At 64.2% G+C, this 1,066-nt stretch carries 1 protein-coding gene and 1 pseudogene; both read left to right on the forward strand.

What is annotated here, in order from left to right; genetic code table 11:
* A pseudogene (locus tag ACIRS4_RS38955) lies at positions 1 to 378 on the forward strand (ABC transporter substrate-binding protein); the annotation flags it as partial.
* A gap of 82 nt (positions 379 to 460) precedes the next feature.
* Positions 461 to 1,066 (forward strand): amino acid ABC transporter permease (locus tag ACIRS4_RS38960; protein ID WP_404205128.1); only part of this gene is annotated, 606 nt, incomplete at its 3' end.

Raw genomic sequence — 1,066 nt, forward strand, 5'->3', positions numbered from 1 at the left:
GTGAAGGGCTCCACCCCGGCGCAGAACATCAAGGACAAGTACGTCGCCGCCCATGAGGTGCAGCTGATCACGTACGACACCTACTCGCTGTGCGTGGAGGCGCTCAAGTCCGGCGCGGTCGACGCGGTCACCACCGACGACATCATCCTGCGCGGTTACGCGGCGCAGTCGCCGGGCGCGCTCAAGGTGGTCGGCAACACCTTCACCGTCGAGAAGTACGGCATCGGCGTGAAGAAGGGCGACACCGAATCGCGCGGCAAGATCAATGACGCCATCGACGCCATGATCGCCTCCGGAGCGTGGAAGGCCGCGCTGGAGAAGGAGTTCGGCGCCACCGGATTCCAGGTTCCGGAGCCGCCCAAGGTCGACCGGTACTGATTCGCGGACTCGTGCCGGGTGATTTCCTGCTGCTGAAATCACCTGGCACGCTTCGTTTTCCGATCGGAGGAATGGGGCAGTCGTGTTCGACTTGATCTCCAACTATCACACCAAGCTGCTCGACGCGTTCTGGGTGACCATCAAACTGACTCTGTACTCGGGGTTCTGGGCGCTGATTCTCGGCACCCTCGTCGCGGGTATGCGGGTGTCGCCGATTCCGATCGCGCGCTGGATCGGCACGTTGTACGTCAACATCATCCGGAACACGCCGCTCACGCTGATCATCGTGTTCTGCTCCATCGGCCTGTACTCCACGCTCGGGCTGCGGCTCGCGGCGGAGGGTCCGAACAGTATCTCCGAGAACAACTTCCGGTTCGCGATCGTCGGATTGAGCGTCTACACGGCGGCTTTCGTCTGCGAGTCGCTGCGGGCGGGCATCAACACGGTGCCGTTCGGGCAGTCGGAGGCGGGCCGTTCGCTGGGGTTCACCTTCGGGCAGAACCTGCGCATGGTGGTGCTGCCGCAGGCCTTCCGGGCGGTCATCGCGCCGCTGGGCAGCGTGCTCATCGCCCTGACCAAGAACTCGACCATCGCCTCGGCCATCGGTGTCGGCGAGGCGGCGCTGCTCATGGCGGAGATGAACGAGAACGAGGCGGCCGTGCTCAATATCGGCGCCATCTTCGCGCTC

The sequence above is a fragment of the Streptomyces sp. NPDC101166 genome, from assembly GCF_044768125.1.
Lineage (GTDB): Bacteria > Actinomycetota > Actinomycetes > Streptomycetales > Streptomycetaceae > Streptomyces.